This window comes from Actinospineispora spinosispora DSM 44797 (genome assembly GCF_000429025.1).
Classification (GTDB): Bacteria; Actinomycetota; Actinomycetes; order Mycobacteriales; family Pseudonocardiaceae; genus Pseudonocardia; species Pseudonocardia spinosispora.
In genome coordinates this window covers 32,828-46,043 of the sequence record NZ_AUBB01000042.1, presented here as the reverse complement: position 1 = coordinate 46,043, position 13,216 = coordinate 32,828, and the positions used below count along the sequence as shown (strand labels likewise).

11 protein-coding genes are annotated in these 13,216 nt (G+C 65.2%); 5 read left to right on the top strand and 6 right to left on the bottom strand.

What is annotated here, in order from left to right; genetic code table 11:
- The first annotated feature begins 206 nt into the window (after positions 1 to 206).
- The 3 genes from G406_RS0119565 (at position 207) to G406_RS55875 (ending at position 3,061) form a co-directional block, all read left to right on the top strand.
- Complete coding sequence (locus tag G406_RS0119565; protein WP_156934994.1) at positions 207 to 965, top strand: GntR family transcriptional regulator; 759 nt, start codon at positions 207 to 209, stop codon at positions 963 to 965.
- Between the two features lie 227 nt (positions 966 to 1,192).
- Positions 1,193 to 2,215: an Lrp/AsnC ligand binding domain-containing protein gene (locus G406_RS0119560; protein ID WP_028935123.1), complete on the top strand. Its 1,023-nt coding sequence runs from the start codon at positions 1,193 to 1,195 to the stop codon at positions 2,213 to 2,215.
- A 144-nt stretch (positions 2,216 to 2,359) separates the two neighbouring features.
- Positions 2,360 to 3,061 carry a response regulator transcription factor gene (locus G406_RS55875; protein WP_169736734.1) on the top strand — a complete coding sequence of 234 codons (702 nt, stop codon included), beginning with the start codon at positions 2,360 to 2,362 and terminating at the stop codon, positions 3,059 to 3,061.
- Between the two features lie 70 nt (positions 3,062 to 3,131).
- Here G406_RS55875 and G406_RS0119555 read toward each other — a convergent pair whose 3' ends face one another.
- The 4 genes from G406_RS0119555 to G406_RS0119540 form a co-directional block, all read right to left on the bottom strand.
- Complete coding sequence (locus tag G406_RS0119555; RefSeq protein ID WP_051342374.1) at positions 3,132 to 4,160, bottom strand: AraC family transcriptional regulator; 1,029 nt, start codon at positions 4,158 to 4,160, stop codon at positions 3,132 to 3,134.
- A gap of 95 nt (positions 4,161 to 4,255) precedes the next feature.
- Complete coding sequence (locus G406_RS0119550) at positions 4,256 to 4,537, bottom strand: hypothetical protein (RefSeq protein WP_028935121.1); 282 nt, start codon at positions 4,535 to 4,537, stop codon at positions 4,256 to 4,258.
- A complete protein-coding gene (locus tag G406_RS48180; RefSeq protein WP_084216199.1) occupies positions 4,534 to 5,895 on the bottom strand; it encodes a class I adenylate-forming enzyme family protein in 1,362 nt (453 codons plus the stop codon). Before G406_RS48180 ends, G406_RS0119550 begins: the two co-directional genes overlap by 4 nt.
- 16 nt (positions 5,896 to 5,911) lie before the next feature.
- A complete protein-coding gene (locus tag G406_RS0119540; protein WP_028935120.1) occupies positions 5,912 to 7,651 on the bottom strand; it encodes a DUF3556 domain-containing protein in 1,740 nt (579 codons plus the stop codon).
- 271 nt (positions 7,652 to 7,922) lie between these two features.
- Between G406_RS0119540 and G406_RS48175 the strand changes: the two genes are divergently transcribed.
- Both G406_RS48175 and G406_RS0119530 read left to right on the top strand, forming a co-directional pair.
- Positions 7,923 to 9,794 carry a DUF3556 domain-containing protein gene (locus G406_RS48175; protein ID WP_281172478.1) on the top strand — a complete coding sequence of 624 codons (1,872 nt, stop codon included), beginning with the start codon at positions 7,923 to 7,925 and terminating at the stop codon, positions 9,792 to 9,794.
- 17 nt (positions 9,795 to 9,811) lie between these two features.
- The gene (locus G406_RS0119530; RefSeq protein ID WP_084216198.1) at positions 9,812 to 10,885 is read left to right on the top strand and encodes an alpha/beta hydrolase; all 1,074 of its coding nucleotides are present in this window, start codon (positions 9,812 to 9,814) and stop codon (positions 10,883 to 10,885) included.
- An 87-nt stretch (positions 10,886 to 10,972) separates the two neighbouring features.
- Here G406_RS0119530 and G406_RS0119525 read toward each other — a convergent pair whose 3' ends face one another.
- Both G406_RS0119525 and G406_RS0119520 read right to left on the bottom strand, forming a co-directional pair.
- Entirely contained in the window at positions 10,973 to 11,980 is a 1,008-nt protein-coding gene (locus G406_RS0119525) for an esterase/lipase family protein (protein WP_037077430.1), read from the bottom strand.
- A gap of 454 nt (positions 11,981 to 12,434) precedes the next feature.
- A complete protein-coding gene (locus G406_RS0119520) occupies positions 12,435 to 13,112 on the bottom strand; it encodes a GntR family transcriptional regulator (protein WP_037077427.1) in 678 nt (225 codons plus the stop codon).
- Positions 13,113 to 13,216 lie beyond the last annotated feature (104 nt).

Genomic DNA, 13,216 nt, shown 5'->3' with positions numbered 1-13,216 from the left:
TGTGACTGGTCCGCGCAGGCAGTCTCGCCGCACCGTGACCAAGTGCTGCGAGCTCAAACGACCTGCGACTGCACGTCGGCCGCTCCTTCCGGCACGGTCCAGCGATGCCTCGGATCGCGACGGCCGGCACATGGCATGATACTTGCTATCACATGTACGGGGGCCGCAACGGGGACTTCGGGGACGCACTGCGCGGGGAGGCCAGCATGGGGGAACTCGAGACCGTCCAGGAGATCGACGGCTCGATGCTGGTCGAGCGTGTGCGCGACGATCTGATCGAGTCGATCCAGCGCTGTGACCTTCTCCCCGGTCAGGCAATATCGCTGCGGGCGACGGCCGAGCAGCGGCGGGTCAAGCTCAGCACACTGACCATGTTGCTCCGCCCGGACGAGCGGAACGGCCTGCTCTCCATCCGGGGCGACGTCGCGGTCGTCGCGCCGCTCGATGCCACGAGTCTGACCAGCGCCTTCCGGATCGGCCGGGCCATGGAGTCATCGGTGATCCCCAGAGCCTGCGAGCTGGTCTCGCCCGCTCACCTGGACCGCCTCGCCCGGCTTCTCCCCCAGGCCGAAGGCGTCTCCCGGGACTACGACACGCACTTGGTCACCAAGGCGACGAGCTTCTTGCACGAACTGGTCTTCCCCGCACTGACGGTGATCGACCGCCGGGTCGTCCTCTCCATCAACCACGTCTGCCGGCGCCACAGCAACGTTGCGATGCGCTATCTGGCCGGCCCGCGCTACGGCGCTGATTTCAGCCCGTACATCGATGACCTGCACGAGGTCGTCGGGCTTCTGCGCGCTGGCCATGTCCGTGCCGCAAGCTCACTGGAGCGACAGCTGTGCGGACGGAACATGGCCTTCGCCGAAGCCAGCCTCGAGATCCCGCTGCCGACGGACGACGAGCAGCCGATCGCGCAGGTCATCCCCATCATCACGGCCGCTGCCTCGCGCAAATCGTCCTGAGTCGGTCGGCCGAGTCACCCGACCTGAGGTCCTGATCACCTGGAGCTCGGACCTACCGGCGTTGACCTGCGGGAACGGCATCGGCACGACGTTAGTGAACGCTCACGCGAAGGGGACTTTTCAGCAATTTGTGCCAGCAAAGAGGTCGATTGCGTGTCCTTGGGTTGATGTAGCGGTCTAATCTTGCGCCTCCAGCAACGTCGCTGGCATCGGGTGTCCTGGAAGGGTTGACTGCGTTGTTGGACGCGCTGGATCGTCGGTTCGTCGGGGCGCTGCACATCGCACCGAGGGCTTCGTGGGATGACCTGGCATCGATCCTGGTCGCCGATCCGAGCACGCTCAAACGTCGCTATGACCGACTGTTGCGTGACCGGGTGCTCCGGGTGATCGGACAACTCAGCTGGGGGATGCATTCCACATCCATGCCGGTCCACGTCTTCCTCGACATCGTCGGCGATACCCCGCTCGCGGTGATCGAACGGCTGCGCGGGCTGCCTCATATGCAGAACCTTGCACAGCTGTCGGGCAGATATCCGGTCTACGCGTCGGTACACGCCCCGTCCGAGGAGGCCACCAGTCGTGCGGTCGACCAGCTGTTCGCCACGCCCGGTATCCGTAGGGTCAGCGCACTACCGTCGCTGCGCACGGTACGCCGAGGTTCGTTCTGGGACCCCCAGTTCGTGACACCCACCGAGCGGGAGGAACTCGTCGCGCTGGCAGATGTGGCCGCGCCCGGCGATTCGAACACCGTGTCGCCGAACAAGCCCCTGACCGCACAGGAGCGGGCGGCCGTCTCCGCCCTGGTGCGGGACGGTCGCGCCACTGCCGCGAGTGTCGGGCGAGCCGGGGGCCTGTCCGCCTCGGCCGCTCATCGGCTGGTCCGCAGAATCCTGACCGAAGGCTGGGTGAAACCCCGGGTAGAGATACAGCCCGAGAGCCTGGGGTTCTTCTGCAACTTTCACCTTCGACTGCGGGTCAGACCGGGGAGAACCCCGGATGTACTCGCGATGCTCGCGACCATGTCGCAGGTGCGTCTCGCCGCGCACGTCGCTGGGGACATGTCCGTGTTGTGCGCCGGCGTCGTCGCCGACCGCGCCGAGCTGGCCGCGTTCCTCGACCGGCAGGTCGCGGACATCCCCGAGGTCGACATCGCCGCCGTCGACGTCGTACTCGCGGAGCGTCGTCGCTACTGGCTCGACCGCGACCCCGTCCGAGGCCTCGGCAGTTTCACTCCGCCGGAACTGAACTAGAACGGGCAGATGAGAGGCGGCCCGATCGGGTCGTCCGTCCCCGAGTCACACACTGATCGAGGCGCTGGTTCCTCAGCAATGCGCCAGGTCAATGCGAACGTTCCTATAACTGTTAGCGCTGTGAGATGCACATGGAGCATAGCCATGCGAGTCCTGATCATCGACGATAACCGCACTATCACCAACTGGCTGCAACCGGTTCTGCTGCGAAAAGGAATATCCACTGTCGTACGCAAGTGCGGCCGGGGCGTATCTGCCGATCTCATCGGCATAGATGCAATACTACTGGAACTAGAATTACCCGACACCGACGGAATCTCTTTATGCCGACTCATTCGTGAATCATTCACGGTGCCGATCATCGCTACATCGAAGAGCAGGAAGATTTCCGAGAGAGTGCTCGCCTTGAACGCCGGCGCTGACGACTATCTCTCCAAACCGTATTTCACGGAAGAACTCGTGGCACGCCTCGAAGCGCTGCACCGCCGATATCGCGTCACGACCGAGGCAAGCCCCCCGATGCTGACGAGCGTCGCTGGCGTAAGTCTCGACCTGACGCGGAGGACCCTAGGCTCGGGGGCTGACGAGATTCAGCTCACCCCCAAGGAATGCGACATACTGAAGTTGTTGCTGTCGGCGCGAGGATCGATATGCGAACGCACGCGCATCCTGGCGAGAGTCTGGGGCCGAAATTGGCCAGCTGGTGACCGCACCTTGGACGTACACATGGCGACCTTACGTGCGAAACTGCCGCCGAACACTATTCACACCATCAAAGGAGTGGGATACCACATTGGCTCAAAAGATGCCGGCATAGGTAGCGAGAACAGTCGAGTGGCGCAATAGGAATCCCGCTAGAGCACATCCGCGTCTGTACCGAATCTGCTCGGCATCCGCCCGGCCGAACCGTTCCCAGTCAGTTCGAGACGCGGTCCGCTGCCTGGCGGTGTGCCCGCGGCCCGACGCCATTCCATCGCCGAAACGCGTGGCTGAAGTTTGACGTCTCCGAATAGCCGAGACGCCGTGCGACCTGCTCGACCGTGAGATTGCCGTTGACGAGCAATTCCTCGGAGATGCTTGCCCGCACCTCGTTCAGCAACGCTCGATAGCTGGTTCCCTCGTCCGCGAGCTGGCGGCGCAACGTCCGCGAGGAGATGTTCAGCGCGCTGGCGATCTGGTCCGGAGTCATCGGCGCATTCGCCCGAGCGGTGAGCAGTTGACGGACCTTGCCGGCTATGCCGAGATCGGTCACCCGACTCTCGATCAACTCCCGACACTGCCGCGCCGCAAACTCCGCTGTATACGGCTCGGCCTGCGGAAGCGGGTCATCCAGTACGGCCTGCTTCAGAGCGATACTGGATATCTCGGCATCGAACTCGACCGGGATTCCGAAAGCGTTCTCATACCGGTGCACGAGCGACGACGGTGGCGCGGGGAAGGCGAACTTGACCGAACTACAGGTGACATCACGAGCCATGGATTCGCGTTGGATAACGTTGATCGCCGCGAAATCCCGCTCCACTACAAACCTGCGCACCTCGGCCGGTACGTTGCTGACGTCGTACGCAAGGACGACTTCCTCCTCGGTCTCGTGCGTGATGTATCGACCGAATGAGTAGGTCAGCGCAACGAACCGCAGTCCGATCTCCGTCGCGACACGCATCGTGGGACTGCTGACCAGCGCGAAACCATAGATGCCGTATGCGGTCAGGTGGTAGCGACCGCCCGCAACCAGCCCAAGCCCGACCGTGTCGTCGATACAGGAGACCAGATTGGCGATGACCGCCAGTTCTTGGGCCCTGTCTATGTCCCCGCCGGCGCGCAGATCCTCAAGGGTCAGCCCGGTATCACGCAGGCAGTCTTTGATCGACATACCGTGCTCCACGCCGAGCTTGGTGAGCAACTGGACGCTGACCGGCGCACGACGCTGCGTGGACAACTCCACGATACGTTCACTCTCCTCACCGACCGGCTACCTGACCTATTATAATGTATACGGTCAGTAGTGGGGAGTCCCGCTCGGCCATCAGGCGACAGCGATCAGGCGACAGCGTCGCCGGTGGACAGCGTGAGGTGAAGGGTGTGACCTGAGGTGTGTTCCCCCGGCACAGTCCAGTCGATGTCCTCGATCCTGTGATGGACTCCGGCGTTGGCCCGCTCCTGGAGCCATCGGCCGGTCGCTATCAACGCAGTGCTCTCATCCGGAGCACACAGCGCAAGTACCTCCAAACCACCCTCGATCGGGTAAGTCACCACCTGCACGCCGCCTGACGTACTCATCATCGGGCTGGCGCTGAGGGCATACGCGTGCTCGCTGCTCATTGGGGCGCTCCTCGCTGAGCTTGGGCTCGTGGCTGGATGGGCTTGCCGCACGGTGGGGTCGTGATGATCTGGCCGAGCACCTGCCGAGCACGCTGGACTCGGCCCCGCTCATGACGGGCCTGCCAGTCGGCCTGTACTGGCGGGGTCTCCCTCAGGGAGAGGAAATCGCCGGCCATCCCGACAGAAGCGCCCCCCTGTTCGAGGAGCACCAGGTAGCCGTCCTTGTCGAGGTATCCGATGTCGCCGGTGTGCAGCCAGCCGTCGCGCAGCGCGGCCGCCGTGCACTCGGGTTCACCGAGGTAGCCCCGCATGACGTTGGGCCCGCGCGCGACGATCTCCCCCTCGATTCCGGCGGTCACCGGGTTGCCGGCGTCGTCGACGACAGCTACCTCGACACCGGGTATCGGGATACCGGCGGTGCCGGGCTTGCGGCGCCTGCCGAGTGGATTGGCGGTGAGCGCGCCGGTGGACTCGGGCAGCCCGTAACCCTCCTGAACGGCAACGCCATAGCGGTTCCTGAACGCCTGTGCCGCCCGGCTCGACTCGATGTCCGCACCGCAGGTGGTGAATCGCACCGAGGACGTGTCCGGCCGGACATGGCTCGGTAGCGCGGTGAGCGCTCGGTGCAACGGGGGCACGGAGGAGAAGTAGGTGATGCGCTGCCGCTCGACCGTTGCCCACAGCGTGTGCGGGTCGAAGTCGGGCAGGATCAGCGTCGAACCGCCCGCCGCGAGTGGAGCCACGACACTCGTCATGATCGACTCGACCGAGAAGAGCGGTAGGACGAGTAGCGCGCGCTCGTTCGGGGTGAACTCGTTGTTCGCCGTGATCATCGCGGCCGTCGTGGAGACGTTGGCGTTGTCGAGCATCACGCCCCGGGGACGGCCGGTCGGGAAGTCGGTGTAGGCGATCAAGGCCAACGCGCTGGGCTCGATGTGCTCACCGATGCCCTCGACCGGCGCCGCGTCCGCCAGGTCGCTCGCGTCCAGAACTACGTCGGTGTGCACCAGTGGTGCCGACCACGCGGTTGTCACCGCCACCCGAACACCCGCGTGGGAGAGCTGGTACGAGATCTCGTCCTCGGTCATCGCCGGGTTCACCGGCGTGAGTGCGGCGCCCAGCGACCAGGCGGCATACATCGTGACGACGAGCTCGACCTGGTTGGGCAGTACCGCCGCCACGACATCGCCCCTGCCGATCCCCTGTGCGGCCAGCGCTCCGGCGGCTCGCTGCACCGCGGCACGGAACCCCGCATAGTCGAGCTTGGTGTAGATGTCCGCAACGGCCGGACCGGACAGAGTGCTGTCCAGCAGTGGGCGCAGATGCACGGTCTGGGTGATCACGGGTCGTCCATTCATCTGAGGGCTGTGTTACTCAGGGCCGGTGTTGATGAGTCACGGACAGCACGAAAGCCGGAATGCCCTCGACCCACGGCTGGTTGGCGAGCATGTCGGCCACCGCGACCTGTCCGCGCTCGAACTCGCCGGTGGCGGCGTCCACGAGGCGATAGTCCTGTCTCGGGCGACCGAACGGCTGGGACTCCAGCACGATCACCCGCACCTCACCGGGGTCGAAGTCGCAGCGCCTCTGCAGCGCCTCGATCAGCTGTTCGTTGTGCAGGTGGCCATCACCGAAGTTCCAGCCCAACACGGTTCCGGCGACGAACTCTCCGTCCACCGGCACGTAGTCGGTCTCGTGATCCGGCCCGCAAGCCCGGGGAATCAACCCGAACAGGGCACGGCCGTGGGTGTGCATCGCGCGGAACGCGTAGCCCTTGTGCGAGAGCAGGTCCGCCACCTGTTCTCCATAGAGCTTGATCAGCTGGGTTCCCGGCAGTGTGGCCGCCTTCGGAACGTTCCGCTCGATCTTCTCGACGGCGGTCGGCTTCAAGCACCACATCGAGGTCGCCCAGTTGCCCGCGTAGTAGCGCATCGCGGGCAGGAACGAGAACACCCCGGGATATCTGTTGCCCAGCACGACCGGGGTGAGGACACCGACCGCGATCAGCCCGACCAGGAACGGATGGGTCAGGGCGGTGAGGCCGTACTGAGCGTTCCACACGAACAGGTACCCGATCCCGAACAGCATGTAGACGTTCCACTCGAGCGGCACCGCCATGGGCACACAGCTCAGGATGTGCAGATGGAACGCCACCATGACGGCGGCGGCCACGATCGTGACGGCGCCGCCGTTGGAGGCGAACAGGGCGAGCGGGACGAGGAACTCGACCGCGGTCCCGAGGTGAGCGAGTGCGGCGGAGACAGCGGAAGGGCGCAGGTCGTCGGGATGGCTCCGGTAGAACCTGCGCTTGAGCGCCTTGCCGCGCAGCAGTGGGCTGTTGGTCATCATCACCGCGACGACGTGCGGAAAGTGCCGGTTCAACTTCGAGGTCGCCGCCGCCCACCAGACGAATAGGAACAGCATCTTCGCGGCCACGATCATGTCCAGACCGGGCAGCAGGAACACGACCGCCATCGCCCAGTAGACCTCGGCACGGGCGGCGAGGAAGATCACCTTGTCTCGCAGACCGAGCATCGGCAGGACGATCAGCAGCGGCAGCAGCACCTGCGGCGACAGCGTTCCGATCGCGGTCGGCAGGTCGGTACCGGAGCGGGTGGCCGGCGAGAGTAGTGCATACATCGCGCAACCGAGCACCCCGACATACAGCGCGACATCGACGACGGTACGAGTGTCACCACCGGTGCAGGGCACTCTGTTCGGCCACGGTGGCAGCCGGATCGTGCCCGGCCGCATCCAGTGCAGAGGCCCACCGATCGGCGGGAAGAACCGCAGTGTCAACGGGCCGAACCCGCAGCCGAGCCCGAGTACCTCGAACAGCAGGGTGAAGATCACGACCTTCTGGAACACCACCGGCTCGGCCCACCAGGACGACAGCTGATGCAGCGAGCCGATCCCGGGCGTGAGCTGGACAAACAGCAGAGCGCCCGCGACGTAGGCGACGATCTTGACGACGTAGATGAGGTAGACGCCGTCCGGAGTACCGAAGCCGTGTTCAGCCCAGTGCCCCGTCATCGTCCTGATCCGCGCCATGCGGGGCTTTTCGCGCCACTGCGCGTAGTCGAGGTCAGGAAGTACCGGGCGGATCAGGTTCACGACCGCGTGACTCCTATGAGGCGTTCTGATATACGGATATATCGCATTGAGTATGCGAAGATAGCCGCGAGACGAATCAGGCCGAAGGTGCATCAAGGACACATAGTTGTGATTTGTGGCCACCAACAGCCACACGGTCACCACTCGAATCGGGTCGCACCACTCAACCGACCCTCGCGCCACGGCGGCACCTACCCGCGACTGGAACCACGTGCTATAACAGATTTAGTGGTCGGTTTGTGCTTGAGACAACGACGAAGGAGTCGGTGGCGTGGGCTTCCTCTCCCCGAAAATGCCACCGTTCAACGTGCACTTCTGGCATTGGGGGCGCCGCTCGGAGCGGATCAGACCCCTGTGCCAGCACTGGGGCGAACACGGTATCGGCCTGCCGGTATTGATCAACCTGTTGTACTGGCTCAAGCTCGTCGGCTATCTGGCGGGCGCGCTGTTGTTCATCACCGCGACGCCGGGAATCGGCCCGCTCGCCGAGATCGGTACCTGGTGGACGCAGCCCGTGGTGTTCCAGAAGCTGGTGATCTGGAGTCTGCTGTTCGAGGTCTGCGGCCTCGGGAGCGGCAGTGGCCCGCTGACGGCGCGCTTTCTACCCCCGGTCGGCGGCCCCCTGTACTGGCTGCGTCCGAAGACGGTGCGGTTGCCACCGTGGCCGCGAACGGTGCCCTTCACCCGGGGTACCTATCGCACCTGGTTCGACGTGGTGCTGTTCGCCGGCATGCTGAGCGCCGCCGTGTGGGCCTTGCTGTCCCCCGCCGACGTGGTCGGTGCCGGGTCCTCGGGCACCGTGACCATGCTGGGGCCCGTCGCGCTGCTACCCCTCGCGCTCCTGGTCCCGCTGGTCGGACTGCGTGACAAGACGATCTTCGTTGCCGCGCGCTCCGAGGTCTACTGGCTTCCGCTGTTGATGTTCCTGCTCCCGTTCGCCGACATGATCGTCGCCGCCAAGATCCTCCTGATCCTGACCTGGTGGGCCGCCGGGACGTCGAAACTGGACAAGACCTTCAAGTTCTGCCTGGCCGCGCAGGTCAGCCAGACACTGATCTCGCCACGACCCCTGCGCCGGAGCATGTTCCGCCGTTTCCCCGACGACATGCTCCCCTCCTGGCGGGCCAGCCTGCTGGCCAAGCTGGTCCCCCTGATCGAGTTCACCGCGCCACTGGTGCTGCTGCTGTCCACGAACCGGACGGTCACACTGGCAGCGGTCGGCGTGCTGGCCACGTTCCACCTGCTGATCATCCTGATGATCCCGATGGGCGGACTCATCGAGTGGAACGCGTACCTTCTTTTCGCACTGGTGTACCTGTTCATCGGCCACTCCGGGGTCAGCCTCGCCAGCGCTGAGCATTCTCTGGTCCCGGTGCTGGTCACGGTGCTGACGGTCACCCTGATCGTCTGGGGCAACCTGCGGCCGGACCACGTCTCCTACCTGATGGCGATGCGGTACTACACCGGTAACTGGGCAGTGTCGATGTGGGCGTTCCGTCCCGAGGTCCTCCCCACGATCGACAGCGCGGTGGTCAAGTACGGTGGGTTCGCCAAATCTCAGCTCAAGCACTTGTTCGGCGAACAGGTCGCGGAGGTGCTCGCGCACAAGTTCTTCACCTTCCGTTCCCTGTACCCACATGGCCGGGCCCTTTTCGGGCTCATACCGCGGGCCGCGGGTGCCGATCACGAGAGCTACTACGTCGCCGAGGGCGAGATCGTCGCCCACGCGATCGTCGGCTGGAGCTGCGGCGACGGCCACATCCACAACGAACAGCTACTCGGGGCGTTGCAGGAACGCTGCCACTTCCAGCCAGGTGACGTTCGGCTGATCGTCCTCGAGTCGGCGCCGTTCGGATCGGATCGACAGGAGTACCGGCTCGTGGACGGAGCCACCGGTGAGATCGAACGCGGCCACGTCCTCGTCGGGGACCTGGTCAACCGCCAGCCATGGGAGGTCGACAATCTCCCGGTACGCATCACCCGTCAGGTCGATGTCGCATCCACCGTCGCTGTCCACACCGAGGCAGTTCCCTACGTGCCGGCCCAGCTCGACGAACAGGACACACCCGACCACACACCAGCTCCGACCGCGCAGGCTCCCCTCCGCGCACCGCACGACAACTCGACGCGTCTGCACGAGTGACCAGCACAGGAGTACCCATGACACCGATCGCCGACCGTATCCCACCGCGCGCGGTCAACATCATGATTCGCACCCTGTACGCACTACCCGCACCGATCCGCAGGGCGATCGCCGGACGGCCGGTGCGGCACGACGGCCAGCAGCTCGATCTGAACGTACAGCTGCTGCTGCGGCTGACCTCGCTCGCCAGCGTGCCGCTCGACCAAGGCAGTGCGGGGGAGGGGCGTCGGCAGTATCAGCGGCTCACCGCGAGCATGGCCCGTACGCCTACCGACCATGTCCGCGCGCGGGACACGCACATCCCCGGCAGAGCGCACGACATCCCGGCGCGCCTCTACACCCCGACCGACAAGACCGGGTTCTCAGGTCTGCTCATCTACTTCCACGGTGGTGGCTGGGTGATCGGCGACATCGCCAGTCATGATCCGGTCTGCCGGTACCTCTCCTCTCGCGCGGGCGTGCGTGTGTTGTCGGTCGACTACCGACTGGCGCCCGAGCACCCGTTCCCCGCCGCGTTGGAGGATGCGACGGCGGCCTACGAACACGTGCTGAGTCACGCGCCCGCCTTCGGCACAGACCCGTCAGCCGTGGCGGTCGGCGGCGACAGCGCCGGCGCCAACCTGGCTGCTGTGGTCAGCGCGAACGCCTCCAGGGGCACCAAACCGCGGTTCACGCTCATGCTCTACCCGGTCACCGACGTCCTCACCCGCTACCGGTCACAGGACCTGTTCGAGCGCGGATACCTGCTGAGTGACGGCGACATGTCCTGGTTCATTCGGAACTACCTGACTGACGAGCAGCTCGCTGACCCCCGGGCGACAGTGCTGCTGCACGAGGACCTCACCCACTTTCCGGCGACCTACCTGGCCACCGCGGGGTTCGACGTACTGCGTGACGAAGGCGAGGCGTTCGCTAGCCGACTCGCCGAGGCAGGCGTGGCGGTCGAGCTGCATAGACAGGCCGACCTCATCCATGGCTACGCCCACATGGTCGAGCTGGGCGGACGGCCGCGCGAAGCACTCGCCGAAGCCGCGGACGCACTCCGTACCGGGCTCACCTCGGCACGCACCGCGGCAGCGGCCGACAACTAGCTACGGTCCATCACGTGTGCTGCCGCGTTACGAAGACCATGGTGATTCGTAACGCGGCAACAACGGCCTCGGGACCGGCGAGCTGAGTCAGTCCTGGTGGTCCTTCACGTAGCCCGCGAGCTTCGGCTCGGCCGGCACGTTCTTGTACTTGGCCATGGACCCGACTGACGCTCCGAGAAAGCGCGACTCATTGAGCAGCAGACTCGTCGGATTGACCGCGGGCATCACTGCCTTGGTACACACGGCGCGGTCGATGCGGGACTTGTCGGCGGGGCCATCGTGCGTGATCGCGTCCTTGGCCAGTGCGAACGCAACCGGGTCGGTGCTGCCCAGCATGAAGTGATCAGCGACGTGCCCGGGGCAGATGCTCTGCACCGCGACATTGCGGACGTGGCCAGGGCCCTTCGTGCTGAGTGAGGAGCTCGAGTCCGACGGCAGGTTCGGGACGACGATCTCGTCGGTGTAGGTGTAGATCTCGGTGTAGTCGATACCGGGGTAGGTCTCCTGCCCGGAGTTGAGCTCCGTGAGGAACTTCGAACCGACCGACTGCTGCCAGAAGGCCTCGGGGCAACCGTGCCGTGCCGCGCAGTACGTGTTGAACATCTTGGTGCCGTGGTTCGACGAGGCGAGACCGACGATCTCCTCGAGTTTGTCCCGGGTGTCCGGGAAGTACTTCAGCGCCCAACGGCCGATCATGCCGCCCTGGCTCCAGCCGATGATGGTGACCTTGCGGTCCGCCTCGTCGTACATGGTGCGGATCGCGTCCACCACGTACTCGGCGCTGATCTGAATGTCGCTGGTGCCGTTGTTCGGCAGGTTCAGGGTGCAGTACGGCCGGTCCAGGTCACGCAACGCGGGCTCGTAGTTCCAGTCGAAGTTCTTCTGACCCTGTGACGTGGTCCCGTGGATCAGCAGCACCGGGCTGCCGGTCCCGCCCCCCAGTTCGTGGCATTCGAGGGCCTTCTCGAGGCGGTCCGCCGACACCCGCAACTTCGGGCTCGAGTCCGTCGAAGCGGACGCCAGTGGAACACCCAAGGAGACCAGCGCGACGGTCGCGACAGCGATGCCCGTCGCCCATTTCCGTGTCCTGTACATACGCGCTATAACGACTAACAGTCCGCCAGGTGTCGCATCGCCAATGCAAAGGTCCAGCTAAGACGGGGTTTTCCGCTGGATGTACGCACAGGTGCATGTCCGCAAGTCGAGCGATCCGAGCCGATTGGGGACACTGTCGCGGCCACCTCGGGGCCTTAGTGGACAGTACTGTGACGCGAACGTGTCCACTGCGGATCTGGCCGGTAGCTGCGAACACGACGAAGCGGCGCGGCCTCACCACGGTAAAGACCATCATCGATCGACGCCGCACCGCCGCGGCCTCTGCATAGCGGTCTCCGACGATCACATCGGTCACGGAGATTTGCGCATGCTCGGCGTAACGGGCCGCCCGAGACCCTGCCAGGTCGTGTGCAACGCCGTCTGGCCGGCCGACACGACGCCCCTGGGTATGCCCGAGGTGACCGGGTTCCGACTTGATGGCGAACCGACGCCGTCAGTGGTCGACCGCGTCGCGCTCAACCTGGTCGAGATGGCGCCGCATCAGCATTCGAGCCTGATCCGCGTCACGGACGCGCAAGACCTCGAGCAGCTCACGGTGGACCGCGACGTGCTCGTCACGCTCCCTGGGGATGGTCTCACCCCACGCTCCCGCTCGCCCCGGACCGAGACACAGATACCGCGAGGTCGCATACAGCAGCATCTCGACCACTCCCATGTCCCAACGGGTCATCGCCGGCCACAGCAGATCCAGATGCACCCGGTGGTGCACCTCCCGGTGACGCTCGACGGTCACCCCGGGATCGGCACACGCCGCCAGCTGGTGCTCGACGCGTGCGAGACCGGCAGGCGTGTGCAGCTCGGCGGCGGACGACACGAGCACCGGTTCGATCTGCCTTCGCAGCCAGAGAATGCTCGCCAGGTCGCCGGGCGTCATCGGGGCGACCACGGCGCTACGCCCACGCTGGGCCACCACGAGGCCCTCGGCCTCCAGGCTGCACAGCGCCTCACGAAGCGGGATGAAACTGACGCCCAGCTGTCGGGAGACCTCGCGCAGGGACAGGCGCTCACCCGGTGCGAACCTGCCGGTGACGATGGCGGAACGGAGTGCATCAGTGACCCAATCGGCCACCGACCGCCTGCGCATCGAACCAGCATTCGCCAGCTCAGTCATCGGACGTCGTGCAGTCCGTCAGACGCCAGCCCATACTTGCGATAATATATCAATTGCTTCACTGCCGTCCAGCGAGTGAGTCGACTGCTCAGCGAGTGCTCATG

Excerpts from the sequence above, each read along its gene's own strand:
- G406_RS48180 (WP_084216199.1), bottom strand. The coding sequence starts at position 5,895 with ATGAATGGACGACCCGTGATCACCCAGACCGTGCATCTGCGCCCACTG.
- G406_RS0119565 (WP_156934994.1), top strand. The coding sequence starts at position 207 with ATGGGGGAACTCGAGACCGTCCAGGAGATCGACGGCTCGATGCTGGTC.
- G406_RS0119525 (WP_037077430.1), bottom strand. The coding sequence starts at position 11,980 with ATGTACAGGACACGGAAATGGGCGACGGGCATCGCTGTCGCGACCGTC.
- G406_RS0119550 (WP_028935121.1), bottom strand. The coding sequence starts at position 4,537 with ATGAGCAGCGAGCACGCGTATGCCCTCAGCGCCAGCCCGATGATGAGT.
- G406_RS0119530 (WP_084216198.1), top strand. The coding sequence starts at position 9,812 with ATGACACCGATCGCCGACCGTATCCCACCGCGCGCGGTCAACATCATG.
- G406_RS0119520 (WP_037077427.1), bottom strand. The coding sequence starts at position 13,112 with ATGACTGAGCTGGCGAATGCTGGTTCGATGCGCAGGCGGTCGGTGGCC.
- G406_RS55875 (WP_169736734.1), top strand. The coding sequence starts at position 2,360 with ATGCGAGTCCTGATCATCGACGATAACCGCACTATCACCAACTGGCTG.